Source organism: Paenibacillus sp. FSL H3-0329, from assembly GCF_037963285.1.
GTDB classification, from domain to species: Bacteria; Bacillota; Bacilli; order Paenibacillales; family Paenibacillaceae; genus Paenibacillus_AQ; species Paenibacillus_AQ odorifer.
Window position 1 is genome coordinate 390,225 of the sequence record NZ_CP150150.1, and the last position, 17,586, is coordinate 407,810.

Consider the following 17,586-nt stretch of genomic DNA (forward strand, 5'->3'; position numbering starts at 1 on the left):
TTATTATATAGCTATGTCGGCATACCAACAAAAAAAGCCATGCTCCCAATAAGGGAACACGGCGTATATTCAGAAGCATTATCTTGTCGGCAGACAGAGAATGTATTGCAGTCTGGATTTAATTTCTTTTTGCCATTTCAAATCTCCAACTTTAACGGCAAGATTGAGCAGATCCAGATAATCGTCAACCTGTAATGTTGTTCGGGTAGAGGTAACGTTCATGGGTGATCAGTCTCCTTTTAACTTAAATATAGTAAATTGAAATTATTAACACTTATAATAATGATAATCATTATCATCGTTTGTCGTTATTGCTATTATCCACATTTTCTATGTAAAAAGCAATATAAAAATCAAGACTTCGTAACTTTTATCATTTACAAATAAAAGAGTCCATCGAAAGATGGGGATTTGCGTATAATGTGTGGTTTTAGGAAAGAATTAGCAGGAATCTTACCATATTTTGTCGAATACTTTTTAGAATAATGCTTTAAATTCTAAATTTTTGCAAAAAGGGGAATTGGGCAATGAAGCGGTGCACAATGTTGCTTCTGATTATTTTTCTGCTTTTGCTCGTACCTCCTACAGCCGCTCACGCCGAAAGAGAGGATATAAGGTACCAAGTAGAACTGGAATATCCACCGTATAAATATGTAGAAAATGGGTATTTGACCGGGTTTGATATTAATTTGAGCACGATGATTTTTGAGAAGCAGGATTATCTTATTCACTACAGTACTGGGCAATGGGATGAAGTTTACAGTCGGCTGATTCAAGGAGATATTGAGATAGCAGGTCTTATGGCAATTACGGAGTCGCGTAACCAAGAGGTGTTATTTTCAGATCCGGTTATTAAAAACTATATTTCCATCTATGCAAGGCGAGAGCTTGAGGATGAGATCGATTTAAAGACGTTGGGAAGTTATAAGATTGGGTTAGGGAATGGACAGTATTCTGCAACCGTGCTGAATAGCAAGGTGGGGATTACAAATTACATAGAGTATGCAACGACTCCTGAAGCTTTAAAGGCTCTTGAAAAAGGGGAAATCGACCTTCTATTTGAGAATCAGGAAGTGATCGATTATCTGATTGCTGAACAGAAATTGAAGGGGAGTATTATCAAAAAAATGAGCAATCTCTACCCTAGGGATGTTGCTTTTGCAATAAGTAAATCCGCTCCGGAGCTAGTAACTTATGTTAACGAGAGATTGGATCGCCTGCATCGTTCCGGTGCTTTTGAAGAGCTGTATCAGCACTATTTCTTCGTTCATTCAGATTATTATAAAGTTATGATGCGCAATAGATTTATTGTGGGAGCCATTATTCTGCTTGGTCTTCTAATCATTAGTGCGGTTTTGCTAAAAATGTATATTAATCACTTACGGCGTGCGGTTTATTCGGAACAGCAATTTTTTGAGGATGTAATAGAGCATAGCGGTATGGTGGTTTGGGCTGTGCAGGCGGATAAAAAGGTAGTTCGGTTTAACAATTACGCTGAGCGAATGACGGGCCTATGCGAGAATGAAGTAGTGGGCAAAAACATTGAGGATATCGAGGGTCTGGCAGGCAGTACGGCGGCTATTCGGAATCTGCTGGAAAGGGCAGTTCAGCTTGACTATGTTGATAATATTGAGCATAAACTTCCGGACAATTCGCCAGCAGCGCGGTATTTTTCATTTCGGACCACCTTGTTAAAAGGATTGGATAAGCAGGCAGCTGATATTTTTGTGCTTGTAGGAGTGGATATCGATGAGCGCAAACAAAATGAGCTAAGGCTTCAGCAAAGTTATGAGGAACTGGAAGCTACTTACGAAGAGCTGTCAGCGACAGAGGTCGAGCTACAGGAGCAATTTGCTAAGCTGCAGGTAGGTGAACGACGGTTCAGTCTCGCGACAGAGGGTTCTGGTGCTTACATGTGGGAGCTTGATTGGGAGACAGGACTGTATAATCTATCGGATCGCTGGTACAAGCTCATGGGCTATACGGAGGATGAAATTAATTCATTCGAAAATGGGGTGCTTAGTATTATTCATCCCGATGACCAGCCATCATCCCAAAAGGCAAGACATGATCATCTGGCAGGTTTAACACCTATCTACGAGACGGAATACCGCATGCGGACCAAAGATAATCAATTCGTCTGGTTTGAGGTAAGTGGTAAAGCTATCGTTGATCCAAAGGATGAAGTTGTGTTATTTATCGGTTCGCTGATTGATATTAGTAAGCGGAAGCAGGTAGAGCTAAAGCTGAGCAACAGTTATCAGGAGCTTGAGGCAACCTATGAACAGCTAACAGCCACACAGCAGGAGCTTGTAGAGCAATACGATATGCTGGTGGAGAATCAAAAACACATGCATCGTCTAGCTTATGTGGATGAGCTTAGTAATTTACCCAACCGTGTATGTCTACTGGAATCTATGGAGAAATATCTGCAATGTTCAGGAGGCAAGGCGGCGCTGTTGTTCGTAGATACCGATAATTTTAAATACATCAATGATACCTTAGGGCATAAATCCGGTGATGTTCTCATTCAGAAGGCTAGCAAAAGGCTGCAGTCGTTGGTGCGTGAAGGGGATATGCTCTCTCGGCTCGGTGGGGATGAATTCGTGATTTTTATTAAGGATATAGAAAACCACGAGGATGTGTTAGACCTGGCGGAGCGTATCATGAGAGCATTCAGGCAGTCCTTTTTAATCGGAGAGAGTTATTTGTACGTTTCCGTAAGCATCGGAATTTCCTTTTATCCGGAAGATGGGGAGACCACCGAGCAAATCTTAAAAAATGCGGATGTCGCTATGTACCGGGCAAAAGAGGATGGCAAGGGGACTTATGTGGTCTATGACAAATCCATGCATACTGCGTTTAATGAACGGATGAATATAGAGAAGCATTTGCGCAGTGCCATGAATAATAATGAGTTTGAGCTATATTATCAACCGCAGGTGGATATCCAGTCTGGATTAATCTCTGGTTTTGAGGCTTTAATTCGCTGGAATAGTCCAACGCTGGGCTTTGTATCTCCACTTTCTTTTATCAAAATCGCCGAGGATTCCAGGCTGATTATTTATATTGGAGAATGGGTGCTTAGGGAATCGTGCATCTTTATGAAGGGCATTCAAGATCGTATGGGCATTCCTTACAAGATATCAGTTAACATTTCCATTATTCAACTATTGCAGGATGATTTCGTCGAGATGGTGCAGGAAAGTCTGGCTGAAAGCGGGCTAAAGCCTAGTTGTCTTGAACTGGAAATCACCGAGTCTATCTTTATGGAATCGTTTGAGAGTATCGTGAATAAGCTTCAATTCCTCAAATCCCAAGGCATTCGTATTGCGCTGGATGATTTCGGAACGGGGTACTCATCTCTTAGTTATTTGCAGCAATTGCCGATTTCTACGCTTAAAATGGATAAAACCTTTATCGATTCGCTTTCGGAAAAAGCTTACAGCCAGTCTTTTGTGCAGACCATTATACAGCTGGGACACAATATGGGGCTGGAGGTCGTTGCGGAGGGAGTGGAAGAGATCAGCCAGCTGGATTTCCTCAGAAAATCGGGCTGCGATAAGGTACAGGGGTATCTGGTTAGCAGACCTGTTCCGAAGCAGGAAGTGGTGGAGCTTTTGGAACCTCAGAAGCGTTACGGAATATAGCAGTTGATACACAGCCCTCATCTACAAGGTGGGGGTTTTTGGTGTGTAATGCTTCTGAGATTAAGTCTTTGCAAAAAAACAAGCTCCGACAGATAAACAGTGTCTGTGGAGCTTGTCACTAGCTGATGACAATTTTATTCTTCCCGGTGTTTTTAGCTTCGTAAAGTGCATCATCAGCCTGCTGAAAAGTGGAATTTTTGGAGTCTGCGCCTGTGTAATCATGCATCCCGATACTGACGGTTATGCTTTTACCTTCCATTTCGGCAAAAGGGGTATCGGCTACTTTGGCTAGAATTTGTTGCATGATTTCATAGGATCGCTCAAAGGTTTTGGTAGTCAAAATGACAATGAATTCCTCGCCACCGTACCGCGCGGCGAAATCATCAGGACCGATATACTCGAGCAGAATCGCTGCGACTTTTTGTAATACGATATCTCCAACGGAGTGTCCATAGCAATCATTTACTTTTTTGAAATTATCGATATCCATAACGGCAAGCTGCATGGAGAATGGATTACTCTGCTGATGCTCAATTAGCCAACCTAAATATTCGTGAAAAGTCTTGTGATTATACAGATCAGTCAGGGGGTCTATCTTAGATAGACGATCCATAATTATATTCTGAATGCGTAATTCCTGTTCTGACTTAACGGAGTTCTGCAGGGATTGCATCAAATCACGTCCACGAACGATTACTGCAAAACCTGCCAAAGCAGTGCCTGCAAAAATAAGAGCGATAATGATAGTTTGGGTGATCGGTAAGTACTCGTGAATGGGTGTCCTGATGAATAAAATGATCGTGTACAGTAGAGAAATAGCAGAAGTGGCTATCATATAACTGCTCTTCAGATAGATCATCGAGACTAGTAGCGGGAACAGCATAATTAATGATTTAACATGCAACTCATCGCTGAGATTGACGATAATCAAAACCGCAAATAGATGGCTTGCAACCGTAATGGCGAGTTGGGCCCACAGAGGCCTCCATCTATAGATTACTTCTAGAATAATGATCAAACTCACTATGATGGAATCAGAAATCAACGAGTGCTCAATATAATCGTTCCTGGTTGGGGTTTCCGGACGCTGGCTCCATAAGGATAGAGAAACAATGAACTGAATACTTAAATACACAATCAGGATGATCCAGAATGAATTGAGAAGCACACGATTCCAATAGGTCTGACGAGGAGTTTGAGGTGTGGCGCGCATAATGTGATCCTCTTTTCCAGTGGCAATATGCTTATATATTCGACAATAAGCTCAGGTTTCCTCTTGATGGCTTTCTTGGAAGCGGGAGTTCAACAAGCATCTTTATAAGGGGAGATTGCCTGGCCCGGGGAATGATTGAACGAAAAGGAATACTATAGAAAGTATTTCCTTTAATTAACTCTGCTGATATAATGTTAGAATACATAACATCAATCGAGTGGAGTGGAATTGAAGATGCAGATCCGTCCAAACCAGATTTTTGTAGTCGTCCTGTTGCTTCTTGTCAGTGTGTACAGCTTATTGATTGACATGCTCTGGATTCATAAGCTGGTGATTATTCTGTTTATGGGTTCTCTAGGATGGTTCTCGCTGAATACATCCCGCTACGGTTATCGCAAAGAAGCGCTGCTGAAGGAGTCACAGAACAAAGTGGAGCTTCTTGGCAATGAGATTGTAGTTACCTCGGATCGGCTGCATGGTGCACTTGAAGAAATCAGCCGCCATACAGAGCAGCTGCAGCAGACAGCGGATTATTCACACGCGTATGAAACGGATTTAAGGATTCGCAGCAACGAAGCTAAAGCCAATATTGAAGGGGCCTATCAGACGATGGGCGGTGTAGCTTCAGTTACAGCACATATCGAAGAATTGACGGAAAAACTAGGCTCGAATATGCAATATGCCCGGCAAGGAATGACAGCAATGGTAGATTCCCTGAGCATTGCAGATGGGGTGATGAAGGATCTGCAAACACAGAGTGGGGACATGTTAGCTAAGTTTACTACCCTGAGTAATCATATTGCGATGGTAGAGGAGATCAATACATTGATTAACTCCATTGTGAATGAGACCTCATTGCTCGCGCTGAATGCTTCTATTGAAGCGGCCCGGGCCGGTGAACAGGGCCGCGGATTTGCAGTAGTGGCCAGCCGGATTCGGCAGCTGGCTGATCAAAGCAAGAGCTCGGTAGACCGCTCCTCAGGCATCTTGCTTGACATTAATAATGGAGTACAGCAGGTGCTGGAATCCGTTACGAAAGAGCAAGTCTCAGTGGAGCGTGGGGTGAACGAGGTCGGCACGGTGAAGCTTCGACTCGATGATATCGCGTCGAGAGTAGATGAAGTAGGCAGCGCCGTGACGGAAACAATCGATGCTGCCGCGAAGCAGGGCAAGCTGATTGTAGAAGTGACAACGGAGCTGAGCGGTGCGGTGGCGATCGTGAATGAGACGATTGCCAATGTAGACCTTACGCTGGAGCAGGTGACACGGCAGCGGGATCAAATTGGGCAGCTGAACGAAGTCAGCGCCAATCTGTTAGCGGAGTCGCAATCCTTGCAGCAATCGGTTACTAGCATTGCGGGCAGAGCGGAAATTGAGATGAGCCAATATGCAGCCCGGCTTCAGGAAATGCAGAGTCTCTTGGAGACGATTTCCGCCAAGGAAGAACTTTACGCTCCAGATACTGAAGTTCATCAAGGTGTTTTGAACGCTTACATTAAGAAAATTCCAGATGTACAAGCCATTTGGTCTAATCGGACGGATGGAACCTTTATCTACTCCGAGCCAGCGGCTGGCTTGTTGAATGCTAAGCGGCGTGATTGGTGGAATGGGGCCATGAATGAAGGTGAATATGTCTCTAAACCTTACGTATCTGCGATTACGAAACGTTCTTGTATTACATTATCTAGAGCAATCCGGAATCGTCAGGGAGATGTAGTAGGCGTGGTGGGTATTGATTTAGCGGTGTAATAAAGCAACAGCAGCAAGCCCTTCTGTAGCAGAGGCTTGCTGTTTTTTTATTCCGATGCTAACACAACTTAGCTTTAGGTAGCGCTGACCTGCAATTGCTTCCACGTTGCCTGCCAGTTTTTTTGTGCAATTCGTTTTTCATAAATAGGGAGTAAGCTTGGATTATTGTTGAAATGAGGGGTAGCCCGCAACACTACATTAATAACATCCGCAATCCCATGCGGAGCGGTTAGGATAACCTTACCGTATTCATCTAAGGAAAGCCCAAGCGCTGTAGCTGTTTCCGGAAACTTGGAGATGGCATCTACAGATGACGTATAGGGTGCAAGGTTGTTAATGGTATGCATTCTTGCTTCATTCTTAACGGACCATGGCACATGGGGATTTAAATCTCTTAGTTTTGCCTCCCATTGCTTTTCCACTTCCTCATGAAGATTGCTGCCGTCATAATAAATAACATCAATATCTGGCAAAGGGGTCCGTTCTTCAAATCCATGTAAGGTATCCCAGATTTTTGAACGTACAAACCCCGCACAAACCCACCAGTCAGGTAACTGTAGCGATCTGGCATTTTCTAAAATATCCATCATCCAGGGATCATTATGTACAAGCTGAATGATATCTGCCTCGTGTTCTATCTTGCGCAAACTGCCACCTCCTAATATTCATGCTTCCAATCTGTTAATATCATACAACAAGAGTTTCAATAGAGGTATAAAGGGACAGGCTGAATGGACAGAGGCATGAACTATCTTTATAATGAATCGACATCGAGACCTTTGGAGGCGGTGACCGTGCAATATACGTTTACTATATTACTGCAATTGTTGGAAAGAGCTGCGTTATTGCTGATGTGTCTATTTGTATTGACTCGTCTGCCGCGGTTTAAAGAGGTTTTTCAAAAAGGGAGTTACGCTCCGCAAGAGCTTGCTATTGCAACGATGATCTTCAGCTTATTTGCCATTTTCGGCACTTATAGCGGAATTAATGTGGAAGGTTCGCTTGTGAATGTACGAATTATCGCCATCGTATCTGGCGGGATTTTGTTCGGGCCATGGGTTGGACTTATAACAGGCATCATCTCAGGGGTTCACCGTTTTCTGATTGATATCGGAGGGGTAACCTCTCTTCCTTGTCTGATTACGAGTATCACCGCGGGCATAGTGTCTGGGATAATCTATCGCCGCACCTCTGGTGAGCGTCGCTGGATAGCAGGCATTTTGGCGGGAATGGCCTGTGAGGCACTGACGATGCTGCTCATTCTAGCGATGGCTCAACCGATGGCGCTGGGTGTGGATATCGTGTCCAAGATTGCTTTTCCGATGATTATGAGCCAGATTAGTGTCGGCCTGATTGTTGTGTTAGTGCAGAGCGTGGAAGGTGAGAAGGAACGGATCGCGGCTAAGCAGTCCAAGCTGGCGCTTGATATTGCCAATAAGACCTTGCCGTATTTTCGCAATATTAATCAGGAGTCACTGCGAACCATCTGCCAGATTATCAAAGAGGATATCGGTGCAGACGCTGTAGCCATTACCGATACTCGGTTTATTCGTGCCTATGTTGGTGTGGGTGAGGAGGATTATGAGACAACTAACGATATTATCAGTGAGGAAACTAAAGTAACGTTGTCCAGTGGTGAAATTACCATCCGTAACGATGATAGTGATTACGTGAATCCGCAGATCAAGTCGCTGATCATCATTCCTTTAAAGGAAAAGGGTGAGGTGACGGGAGCACTCAAAATCTATTACACCAAAGCCCACAAGATTACCTACTCACTTCAAGCTATGGCCGTGGGTCTGTCGCAAATGATCTCTACCTTGATGGAAGTGTCGCGGGTGGAAGGCATTAAGGAAATGGCGAACAAAGCGGAGCTGAAGGCACTGCAGACCAGCATTAACCCGCATTTTTTATTCAATGCACTGAATGCGATTGCGTCCTCGATTCGAATTAATCCGGATAAGGCGCGTGAGCTGATTGTGAATCTGTCCGGTTATATGAGATACAATCTGGAGCTTACCGATGAATTCATTGATATCAAACGAGAGCTACAGCAGGTCCAGCAATACGTAGAGATCGAAAAGGCGCGTTTTGGAAGCCGGCTTAACGTGCTTTATGATATTGATGAGGTTCAGGTTCGGATTCCGAGTCTGATCATTCAGCCGCTTGTAGAAAATGCGATTATACATGGCATACTGAAGGTAAGAGGGACAGGAACAGTAACGATTTCTGTAAAAGACCACGGGGATACCGTACGGGTGGGCATTCGCGATACCGGAGCTGGCATCAGCGAGGAAACGATAGAGAAAGTCTATACTGGCGATATGCCGGAGAATAAAATCGGGCTGTTTAATGTACACCAACGGGTAAAGCTGATCTATGGGACTGGACTTACCATTCAGAGATTGGATAAAGGGACGAACATCTTTTTTGATGTTAAAAAGGAGGACCAATGAGAGCGATCATCGTAGAGGATGAAGAGCTGGCAAGACAGGAGCTGGCTTATTTAATAGAGACGCACAGCGGGATCGATATAACGGCACAGTTTGAAGATGGGCTGGACGCGCTTAAATTTTTGCAGAGTGATACGGTAGATGTGATTTTTCTGGATATTAATATTCCCTCTATCGATGGGGTGCTGTTGGCACAGAATATCAGTAGATTCTCGGTAAAACCCTACATAGTGTTCATCACTGCGTATAAGGAGCATGCCGCTGAGGCGTTTGAGATTGAAGCTTTTGACTATATTCTTAAGCCGTATAGCGAGGTTCGCATTAAAGCCATGCTGCACAAGCTGGAAAATGCGTTTGCCAGCCGTGGACGACAGGGGGAAGAGGAGCGTAATCCGGTCAGTGACAAGGTCAATCTGTGGAAAAATGAAAAGATTATCGTAGTGAATGCCGACGATATTTATTACGCCTCCGCGCAGGAAAAAAGTACAAGTGTGATGACTAAAGGTGAGGAATACAGCATGGCACTTAGTATTAGCGATTTCTTTCAGCGGCTGCCGCAGGATCGTTTTTTTCGCTGCCATCGTTCCTATATTGTTAACCTGTCCAAGATCAAGGAAATCATCCCGTGGTTCAACAATACGTATTTGCTGCGCCTGCATGATTTAGATTTTGAAGTGCCGGTAAGTCGTAGTAAGGTAAAAGAATTCAGGCAGATTATGCGCTTATAAATGCAATTCATTCTTCATTTCCGTCATCTCATGCCGGATTTCTCTCAACATCGGCTGGTTTAGCTACAATAAAGAGGCGATAGAAGCTCTTGTAGCAGACAACGAGAGAGAAAGAAGGAAAAGACCATGACTACGACAATGGACAGCAAAAGCACCAAACGGTGGCTAATCGTATTAGGTACAGTAATTATGCAAATGGGCCTAGGTACCATCTATACATGGAGTTTATTTAATGCGCATCTGGTAACAAAATTTGGCTGGGAGCTTAACTCCGTTTCGATTACTTTTTCTATAACGAGCTTTGCACTCGCTTTCGCGACCTTGTTCGCAGGGAAGCTGCAGGATCGTTTCGGGCTTCGCCGTTTGACTGCTACTGCTGGGATTGTGCTCGGACTAGGATTGATCCTTAGCTCGCAGGCCAATTCACTCTTCATGTTCTATTTATTGGTTGGGGTGATCGTTGGTTTTGCGGATGGGACAGCTTATATCACTTCATTATCTAATTTAATTAAATGGTTTCCGAATAATAAAGGTTTAATCTCCGGCGTGTCCGTTGGTGCTTATGGAACAGGGAGTTTGATCTTTAAATATATTAACGGCGGGTTGATTGACTCAGTGGGTGTGTCTAATACATTTATGTATTGGGGTTTGATTGTTATGGGCATGATTGTAATCGGTTCCTTGCTCGTAAGAGAAGCTCCGGTTCAAGCGGCCCCAGCACCAGCGGGTTCAACGACAGCTGCAGTAATGAGTTCACCGAAAGACTATACGGTCAAAGAAATGCTGCGGACAAAAGAAGCTTATCTGCTATTTATCATCTTTTTCACCGCTTGTATGTGTGGTCTGTATTTGATCGGTATTGTAAAAGATATCGGCGTGCAGCTGGCTGGACTTGATGTACAGACAGCAGCTAGTGCGGTGGCTATGATTGCGATCTTTAATACAGCGGGACGTTTAATTCTGGGTGCTTTATCTGACAAAATGAGCCGCTTGAAGCTGGTAGGCGCATCGCTTGCTGTAACTGCGGCGGCTATGCTGACCCTCAGCTACGCGACCCTGAATTTCGGACTTTTCTTCACTTGTGTAGCAGCCATTGCGTTCTGCTTTGGCGGGAATATCACGGTGTTCCCAGCCATTGTCAGCGACTTCTTCGGACTGAAAAATCACAGTAAGAACTACGGAATCGTCTACCAAGGTTTTGGTATTGGTGCCCTTTCCGGTTCGTTTATCGCCGTCTTCCTAGGCGGGTTCAAACCAACCTTTGTTATCTTTGGCCTCTTGTGCCTGCTGGCCTGCATCATCGCGATTTCTCTGAAACCGCCAGTGGCGAAGTCGAAAGAGAAAAAAGCGCTGCGTCTCAAAGCAACGGAACGTACAGCTTAAGGTGTAATTGAAGTTAGAGCCAGGCAGCGATTCTCCGGTTAGTGGAGAATCGCTGCCTGGTTTTTTGATTTGCGGTGGCTTGCTGAGCTGAGACTTGTTTGGGCGGATTATCTTCAATTGGGAGAAGGGGTTTTGATGGGATCTGAGAAGTAACTGCATTCTGTGCAACTATTCCGTATGAAATAGTGAATCTTCGGATTTTAGCTGTATTCTGTACAACTAAAACCTCGAGATGTTGCTTAGAGGCGAAAAAACCAAGGAAATAGTTGCACCAAATACAGCTATATCTAATGATGGCGTGATGCGTGAAAAAATAGTTGTATGAAATATAGTTAAACGTGACTACCCTTGCACCAGCACCAGCACCAGCACCAGCACCAGCACCAGCACCAGCACCAGCACCAGCACCAGCACCAGCACCAGCACCAGCACCAGCACCAGCACCAGCACCAGCACCAGCACCAGCACCAGCACCAGCACCAGCACCAGCACCAGCACCAGCACCAGCACCAGCACCAGCACCAGCACCAGCACCAGCACCAGCACCAGCACCAGCACCAGCACCAGCACCAGCACCAGCACCAGCACCAGCACCAGCACCAGCACCAGCACCAGCACCAGCACCAGCACCAGCACCAGCACCAGCACCAGCACCAGCACCAGCACCAGCACCAGCACCAGCACCAGCACCAGCACCAGCACCAGCACCAGCACCAGCACCAGCACCAGCACCAGCACCAGCACCAGCACCAGCACCAGCACCAGCACCAGCACCAGCACCAGCACCAGCACCAGCACCAGCACCAGCACCAGCACCAGCACCAGCACCAGCACCAGCACCAGCACCAGCACCAGCACCAGCACCAGCACCAGCACCAGCACCAGCACCAGCACCAGCACCAGCACCAGCACCAGCACCAGCACCAGCACCAGCACCAGCACCAGCACCAGTACCAGCACCTGCACCAGCACTAGTACCAGCACCAGCACCAGCACCTGCACCAGCACTAGTACCAGCACCAGCACCAGTACCAGCACTAGCACTAGTACCAGTACCTACACCAGTACCAGTACCTACACCAGTACCAGCACCAGTACCAGCACCAGTACCAGTACCAGCATCTCTACCAACGTCTGTTCCTGCACCATCACTTTTGCCATTCCTTTCCCTTCGTCTCTCTTTTGCGTCTAAACATTGCCTCCGTTACTGCTCAATATGTTTATTTAGAGGGTGGATAGATTTGTCGGACGCACAGCGGATTTTTTGTAACTAGGTAAGCAAGTACATCAATAGGACAGTGTGGTCGAAGCAGTGTTGGATGTGACCTGGTTCTTGCGGAACTCGGATGGGGAGACCCCGCTAAGTTTATTGAATATGCGGTTGAACTGGGAGAAACTGTTGAATCCGCATTGCCCGGCGATCTCGGAAATCTTCAGGCGGGTGTAAATCAGCAATTGCTGGGCATTACGGACCCGGGTCATCTGAATATATTCTGTCAGCGTGGAGCCGGTAATTAACTTAAATTGGTGTGATAAATAATAGGAGCTGATAAAGAACTCTTTAGAAGTCAGCTATGATTATCTGAATTGGTATAACGAGAAGCAGGATGCGTATTATACATTCACCAGCTATGGAGATAAGATTTTGACCAAGGAGCAATTTTTACAGCTGGCTGAGGAGCTATTGAAGTAGAGTTTTGAAGTTTGAAGTTTGAAGTTTGAAGTTTGAAGTTTGAAGTTTGAAGTTTGAAGTTTGAAGTTTGAAGTTTGAAGTTTGAAGTTTGAGGTTTGAGGTTTGAAGTTAGTAGTTAGTAGTTAGTAGTTAGTAGATGCATGCGCTAAGTTAGTTGTATTATGTGCAATTAAAGTTCACTAATATTCTGTATATAGGTCCTTTAGTTGTATTTGATACAGTTATTACTGGTTAGATTAGTGGAAATAGACGTTTTTACGGATTTTAGTTGTAGAGAATGCAATTAGAGAAGAGGATATGAGCAGATTAGAAATAAATAAGTGTATAAAATACAGTTAAATCGTATGCAGGGAAGGCAGCAAGTCGATCCAGATATAAAAGAAGGTATCCCCCAAGCGAGAGCTGCAGGGATACCTTCTTTATATTCTTATGTCGTCGAAAAGTCGAAGAGCGTTAGCCTTCTAACAACAGTGCTTCTGGATCTTCCAGCAATTCCTTCACTTTGACGAGGAAGCTTACCGCTTCAGAGCCGTCTACGATCCGGTGATCATAGGAAAGGGCAATGTACATCATTGGACGGTTTACGGTTCTTTCTTCGTCCAGCGCGATCGGACGCAGTTGAATCTTATGCATCCCTAGAATACCCACCTGTGGTGTATTCAGAATCGGTGTGGATAACAAGGAGCCGAATACGCCACCGTTGGTGATGGTGAATGTTCCGCCTTGCAGCTCGGAGAGGCTGAGCGTATTGGCGCGTGCTTTGGAAGCGAGCTCGCCAATCTGGCGCTCGATTTCCGGGAAGCTGAGCCGATCCGCATCACGGACTACTGGAACTACAAGTCCTTCTTTCGCTGCAACAGCAATACCGATGTCGTAGAATTTCTTAACGACCAGATCTTCACCGTCGATTTCGGCGTTCAGCAGTGGATAGGTTTTAAGCGCACCGATCACGGCTTTAGTGAAGAAGGACATGAAGCCCAGTCCAACTTCATGTTTCTCTTTAAAAGCATCCTTGCGGCGCTTGCGGATGTCGAGGATCGCTGTCATATCCACCTCGTTGAAGGTGGTAAGCATGGCCGCGGTCTGCTGCGCTTCGACCAAGCGGCTGGCAATCGTGAGCCGTCTGCGCGACATGCGCTTGCGCTCCACGTTTTTGCCCTCGTCCGGCGTGGCTTTGCTCGCTGCCGGCTTCGCTGGCTCCGGCTTGCCTTGCGGCGCCGGAGCTACCGGTGCAGCGGACTGCGGCGCTGCCGCACCATGACCGGACACATCGGCCTGACCAATCCGGCCGATAGGATCACGGGCGCTAACCTCGCCGAGGTCGATGCCGCGCTCCCGTGCCAGCTTGCGTGCGCCCGGCGATGCCAAGGCAGCATGGCTGTCGCCACCTGCTGCAGGCACTTCGGGCGCAGCTACAGGCGCGGCGGCTGCTACTGCGCTGCCGCCCGCCGGAGCCGCTTTAGGCGCTTCGGCTTCGCTTTCAGCGGCCTGCGGCGTATTGCCGCTTGCGGCTCCAATGATGCCGATGGCTTCGCCAACGGCTACGTTCTCGCCCGCTTGACGCAGGATGGTGGAGATGACACCCTCCACCTCTGCACTAATTTCCAGATTGACTTTATCCGTTTCCAGCTCAGCGAGCACATCGCCTTGACCTACCGTGTCGCCTTCTTTAACCAGCCATTTGTAGATGGTTCCTTCGGATATGGATTCTCCCAGATCGGGTACTAAGATTTCTGACACAGGCCGTTTCCTCCCCAAACATAATGGTTTACGCTATTGTGATACCGTCCTCTTAAGAGGACGGTACAGCCGCTTGTACGTTCGAATTTGATTTTAGGGCTTCTGTTACAATTCTACGTTGTTCGAAGCTATGCACATCTGCATAACCACTGGCCGGGCTGGAACGTTCCGGACGGCCGATATATCTTACGCCGGCATTCTTTGGTGCGATGGCGCGTAACCGAGGCTCACTATAGCTCCAGCCGCCCATATTTTTCGGCTCTTCTTGCACCCAGACAATTTCCTGAAGGGAGCTGAAGGAGTTTAAATGTTCGCTTAACTCTTGTTCCGGGAACGGATAAAGCTGCTCTAGGCGAAGAACATGCAGCCATGACCAATCCTTATCCGGTGCTGCTTCCAGTTCTGTTTGGATGTCGATAGCGACTTTACCGCTGCAGACTACGAGCCGTTTAACTTCACTTGGTTTCTGGCCAAGCAAAGATTCAGCTAATACAGGCTTGAATTGTCCTGAAGCCAGCTCGGTTCCGGCAGAAGTGCTGCGCGTATTCCGAATGAGACTTTTCGGCGTCATAATGACTAGCGGTCTAGCATCTTCCTGCCCGCATAACGCTGCTTGGCGCCGCAGCAGATGGAAATATTGCGAAGCGGTAGTCAGATTAGCGACTGTCCAGTTCTCCTCAGCGGATAGCTGCAAGAACCGTTCCAGCCTACCGCTGGAGTGCTCAGGTCCCTGTCCTTCGTAGCCATGCGGCAGCATGATGACGAGATTGCTGCGCTGTGTCCATTTGGCGCGTCCAGCCGCAATGAACTGGTCAAAAATAACCTGACCCGCATTGGCGAAATCACCATACTGTGCTTCCCAGATTACGAAGGTTTCCGGTGCGAACACATTATAACCATATTCAAAGCCTAATACTGATGCCTCTGACAATGGACTGTTGTATACGCCAAAGGAGGCACGGGAATCGCTTAGCTGATGTAACGGAGAGAATAAATCTCCTGTTTTACTGTCGTGCAGCACCAGATGGCGATGTGCGAAGGTTCCGCGTTGGGCATCTTGACCGCTCAGTCGGATGGGCGTCCCATTTTTCAAAATGGTAGCGAAGGCTAACGTTTCAGCCAGTGCCCAGTCGACCTTTTCACCCTCATTCAGTGCATCTTTACGACGTTGTAAAATGCGCTCCAGCTTCGGATAAACCTGGAATCCAGCTGGAACCGTCAACAGTTCACGATTGATCTCCTGCAGGCTGGAGATGGATACCGCTGTAGTGTTTGCCGCTGCGCGGTCCGTTTGTAGAGGAATGAAGGCTTTGGGTTCTTTTTTCTTATGATTGCCTTCCTTCATATTATCGTACGCACGCTGCAATACGCTTTCTGCTTCAGCATTCATCTTTTGTACGTCTTCGGCGGTAAGAACCTTTTCGTTTTTCAGTCTCTCTGCATAAACCTTGTAGACGGTCGGATGATTGCGAACCTTGCCGTAGACAATAGGTTGTGTGGTTTCAGGATCATCCATTTCGTTGTGACCATGACGGCGGTAGCCGATGAGATCAATTACGAAATCTTTTTTGAATTGATGGCGGTATGCGCTAGCTAAACGTACGGCTGCTACGCAGGCCTCTGGGTCATCAGCGTTGACATGGACTATCGGGATTTCATACCCTTTGGCAATGTCACTCGCATAATGCGTAGAACGGGAATCTTCACTTTCAGTCGTAAAACCAATTCGGTTATTAACAATGATATGGATCGTCCCACCATTTTGATAACCTTGAAGTTTGCCGATATTAAGCGTTTCTGCAACAATTCCTTCACCTGGAAAAGCAGCATCACCATGCATCAGCACCGCCATAGCTTTACTGGTATCAATCTTCGGCAGTCCTGCAGTGCTCCGATCTTCTTGTGCGGCACGAGTGAAACCTTCCACGACAGGATTGACGAATTCCAAGTGACTTGGGTTATTCGCTAGTGTTATTCTTGTGCGTACGGTTTCTCCTTCACGGACAGCACGGTCTGCACCGAGATGGTATTTCACATCACCTGTCCAGCCATAGTTAATGCCTGTGGAGCCTTCGGAAGGGAAAAGCTCCTTGTTCGGAGAATGATGAAACTCTGAAAATATGATATCATAAGGTTTGCCCAAAATATGTGCAAGAACGTTGAGGCGACCGCGATGCGCCATGCCCATCAAAATATGCTCTGCACCGTCATGTGCAGCAGCGCGTACGATTTCGTCTAACATCGGCACAAGAGCATCATTGCCTTCAAGACTGAAACGCTTCTGACCTACAAAAGTCTTGTGGAGGAAGGTTTCAAATTGCTCTACCTGAATCAGGCGGTTCAGGAGCTCTTTGCGTTCTGTATTATTCAGGGGTGCTGGTGAGCTGGTGGATTCTGCCTGTCTATTTAGCCATTGCAGTTCTTTTTCTTCATGCACATGCCCGAATTCATAGGCGATAGTCTTGGTGTATGCCTGACGCATACGTTGCACGGCATCCCACCCGGTATGCACATCATTCGGCGCATTTTCCCATATAAGCGTGGCAGGCAGTGCAATCAGGTCTTCGCGGGTCAGACCATAGGTTTCAGGCTCAAGATATTTTGCCATGGGATTCTGATCGCGTACCAGCGGATCAATTTCAGCGGCCATATGGCCATATATACGAATATTGGCGATTAGCTTGGAAGCTCTTACTGCTTTTCTAAGCCATTCGGTGTCTCCCGAGATGCGCGGCTGAGGAGCCGGTTCGCTATCCGGAGTTAGGGGAGGGGGTCCCGAATTTGTAAAAAGCTCGCGATAATTATTTTCTACGGTGGAGGGATCTTTCACAAACTGTTCATATCTTTCTTGAATGTAGCCTAAATTGGGTCCGTAATACTTACTCCAAATGGATTCGTTATAGGGCTCTTTGGCTGCCATGAATACATCCTCCTTAACGGATGAACTCCATACGTGACATTTTGTGTCAACGCTTAC

At 46.5% G+C, this 17,586-nt stretch carries 12 protein-coding genes; 5 read left to right on the plus strand and 7 right to left on the minus strand.

The features are described 5' to 3' along the window. Positions 1 to 78: 78 nt before the first annotated feature. Positions 79 to 222: a hypothetical protein gene (locus NSQ66_RS01745; protein ID WP_167348483.1), complete on the minus strand. Its 144-nt coding sequence runs from the start codon at positions 220 to 222 to the stop codon at positions 79 to 81. Between the two features lie 305 nt (positions 223 to 527). Here NSQ66_RS01745 and NSQ66_RS01750 point away from each other — a divergent pair, with 305 nt between their 5' ends. Next, on the plus strand, positions 528 to 3,650 hold the full coding sequence (locus NSQ66_RS01750; RefSeq protein WP_076141399.1) for an EAL domain-containing protein: 3,123 nt from the start codon (positions 528 to 530) through the stop codon (positions 3,648 to 3,650). 118 nt (positions 3,651 to 3,768) lie between these two features. Here the strand turns inward: NSQ66_RS01750 and NSQ66_RS01755 are convergent, their stop codons facing one another. After that, entirely contained in the window at positions 3,769 to 4,863 is a 1,095-nt protein-coding gene (locus NSQ66_RS01755; protein ID WP_038568323.1) for a GGDEF domain-containing protein, read from the minus strand. Positions 4,864 to 5,097: 234 nt separating this feature from the next. Here NSQ66_RS01755 and NSQ66_RS01760 point away from each other — a divergent pair, with 234 nt between their 5' ends. Beyond that, positions 5,098 to 6,612, plus strand: a complete 1,515-nt coding sequence (locus tag NSQ66_RS01760) for a methyl-accepting chemotaxis protein (RefSeq protein ID WP_051491509.1) — start codon at positions 5,098 to 5,100, stop codon at positions 6,610 to 6,612. A 74-nt stretch (positions 6,613 to 6,686) separates the two neighbouring features. Here NSQ66_RS01760 and NSQ66_RS01765 read toward each other — a convergent pair whose 3' ends face one another. Then, entirely contained in the window at positions 6,687 to 7,202 is a 516-nt protein-coding gene (locus NSQ66_RS01765) for a nucleotidyltransferase family protein (RefSeq protein WP_051491511.1), read from the minus strand. A gap of 261 nt (positions 7,203 to 7,463) precedes the next feature. Between NSQ66_RS01765 and NSQ66_RS01770 the strand changes: the two genes are divergently transcribed. The 3 genes from NSQ66_RS01770 to NSQ66_RS01780 all read left to right on the plus strand — a co-directional run bounded on the left by NSQ66_RS01770 (position 7,464) and on the right by NSQ66_RS01780 (position 11,176). After that, positions 7,464 to 9,068 carry a sensor histidine kinase gene (locus NSQ66_RS01770; RefSeq protein WP_269473521.1) on the plus strand — a complete coding sequence of 535 codons (1,605 nt, stop codon included), beginning with the start codon at positions 7,464 to 7,466 and terminating at the stop codon, positions 9,066 to 9,068. Then, positions 9,065 to 9,793: a LytTR family DNA-binding domain-containing protein gene (locus NSQ66_RS01775; RefSeq protein WP_076101193.1), complete on the plus strand. Its 729-nt coding sequence runs from the start codon at positions 9,065 to 9,067 to the stop codon at positions 9,791 to 9,793. Before NSQ66_RS01770 ends, NSQ66_RS01775 begins: the two co-directional genes overlap by 4 nt. Before the next feature lie 126 nt (positions 9,794 to 9,919). Next, a complete protein-coding gene (locus NSQ66_RS01780; RefSeq protein ID WP_143760543.1) occupies positions 9,920 to 11,176 on the plus strand; it encodes an OFA family MFS transporter in 1,257 nt (418 codons plus the stop codon). A 342-nt stretch (positions 11,177 to 11,518) separates the two neighbouring features. On the opposite strand, the gene NSQ66_RS01785 is transcribed toward NSQ66_RS01780, so the two are convergent. The 4 genes from NSQ66_RS01785 to NSQ66_RS01800 form a co-directional block, all read right to left on the minus strand. Continuing rightward, positions 11,519 to 12,214: a hypothetical protein gene (locus tag NSQ66_RS01785; protein ID WP_339279518.1), complete on the minus strand. Its 696-nt coding sequence runs from the start codon at positions 12,212 to 12,214 to the stop codon at positions 11,519 to 11,521. Positions 12,215 to 12,463: 249 nt separating this feature from the next. Continuing rightward, positions 12,464 to 12,748: a helix-turn-helix transcriptional regulator gene (locus tag NSQ66_RS01790; protein ID WP_081383738.1), complete on the minus strand. Its 285-nt coding sequence runs from the start codon at positions 12,746 to 12,748 to the stop codon at positions 12,464 to 12,466. A gap of 574 nt (positions 12,749 to 13,322) precedes the next feature. Then, complete coding sequence (gene odhB, locus NSQ66_RS01795; RefSeq protein ID WP_076142330.1) at positions 13,323 to 14,609, minus strand: 2-oxoglutarate dehydrogenase complex dihydrolipoyllysine-residue succinyltransferase; 1,287 nt, start codon at positions 14,607 to 14,609, stop codon at positions 13,323 to 13,325. A gap of 52 nt (positions 14,610 to 14,661) precedes the next feature. Beyond that, entirely contained in the window at positions 14,662 to 17,529 is a 2,868-nt protein-coding gene (locus NSQ66_RS01800) for a 2-oxoglutarate dehydrogenase E1 component (protein ID WP_076142329.1), read from the minus strand. Between the last annotated feature and the right edge of the window lie 57 nt (positions 17,530 to 17,586).

Coding starts and splice junctions, on each gene's coding strand:
- NSQ66_RS01770 (WP_269473521.1), top strand. CDS start 7,464: ATGTGTCTATTTGTATTGACTCGTCTGCCGCGGTTTAAAGAGGTTTTT.
- NSQ66_RS01800 (WP_076142329.1), bottom strand. CDS start 17,529: ATGGCAGCCAAAGAGCCCTATAACGAATCCATTTGGAGTAAGTATTAC.
- NSQ66_RS01755 (WP_038568323.1), bottom strand. CDS start 4,863: ATGCGCGCCACACCTCAAACTCCTCGTCAGACCTATTGGAATCGTGTG.
- NSQ66_RS01760 (WP_051491509.1), top strand. CDS start 5,098: ATGCAGATCCGTCCAAACCAGATTTTTGTAGTCGTCCTGTTGCTTCTT.
- NSQ66_RS01775 (WP_076101193.1), top strand. CDS start 9,065: ATGAGAGCGATCATCGTAGAGGATGAAGAGCTGGCAAGACAGGAGCTG.
- NSQ66_RS01780 (WP_143760543.1), top strand. CDS start 9,920: ATGACTACGACAATGGACAGCAAAAGCACCAAACGGTGGCTAATCGTA.
- NSQ66_RS01765 (WP_051491511.1), bottom strand. CDS start 7,202: ATGATGGATATTTTAGAAAATGCCAGATCGCTACAGTTACCTGACTGG.
- NSQ66_RS01745 (WP_167348483.1), bottom strand. CDS start 222: ATGAACGTTACCTCTACCCGAACAACATTACAGGTTGACGATTATCTG.
- NSQ66_RS01750 (WP_076141399.1), top strand. CDS start 528: ATGAAGCGGTGCACAATGTTGCTTCTGATTATTTTTCTGCTTTTGCTC.